This window comes from Bacillus sp. I-2, assembly GCF_001974945.1.
In the GTDB taxonomy this organism is placed as follows: domain Bacteria; phylum Bacillota; class Bacilli; order Bacillales; family Bacillaceae; genus Bacillus; species Bacillus safensis.
Map to the genome: position 1 here is coordinate 1 of NZ_LZRW01000016.1, position 914 is coordinate 914.

The following is a 914-nucleotide window of genomic DNA, read 5'->3' on the forward strand; positions in this document are numbered from 1 at the left end:
GCCCCGGACTGTTAGCGCAGTTGCGGGGTGTTTTTTTGTCCAAAAGACAAAGGGATACTAAACCCAAAAAGACATGTTAGATAGGGGTATGTCGAGTTATGTAACTACTAATCAAGGGAAGCACCTCGACCCCGCAGAATTTGAAGCACTCAAACACTCACACCAGAACCCCCAGAAAAGCCCTCACCCTGTACCGTTTTCTCAAAATGAGACAAGAGTCCACTATTAAACAGAGTGGACTTCACGAACGGTAATCATCTCCTCGCACAGCTGCGGGGATGTTCACCGTTCGCGCAGCCCTCAGCAAAAATCATGAGCTATATCTCAAAGGGCAAAAAACGCTTAACAGGGTGATGGCTCACTGCGTGAACCATCACCCATGACCAGTGTTTTAGGGGAGTGTCATCAAACACTAAATCGGAACCCTAAAGGGATCCCCCGATTTAGCATTTGACGATTCGGCGGCGGAGAACGCTGTCAGATTTCAATCTGGCGGCGTTCTTCGTCTGGCATTGGGTGCATACCCATGCACCAGTAGCCAGCAGTCAGGGAGAGATCGAGCGGGATCCATTCTGAGACGCCACGCACCTCGGATTTTCTGCGATCATTGCATTTCAACATACGGCGAGCGGACGAAATCCGGCGCGCACGAGTCCCAATATTCGAAGTCCGAGCATCAGCACGACGCCAGCCGCGGCAAATGCGCCTGAACGCACAGAACGCCTTGTGAGAGGTTTCCAGCTCGAAGGGGGTATCTGTGGGCCAATCACCGCAGTAACCCCACACACGGCCCGTTTTAGCCCATCCTGCGGGCACAATCTCAGGGTTGAGCTGATAGTGAGTCTCAGAACGGCCAGCGTGCTTAGCCAAATACAAAAACCAACCCTGCATATCAGTGATCGGAACCCGCGACC

The 914-nt window shown here is 52.4% G+C and carries 1 protein-coding gene; it reads right to left on the reverse strand.

The window, feature by feature from the left end:
• Window positions 1-477: 477 nt before the first annotated feature.
• The coding region (locus tag BAE31_RS19800) for a hypothetical protein (RefSeq protein WP_212667498.1) at window positions 478-914 on the reverse strand (437 nt) is incomplete at its 5' end.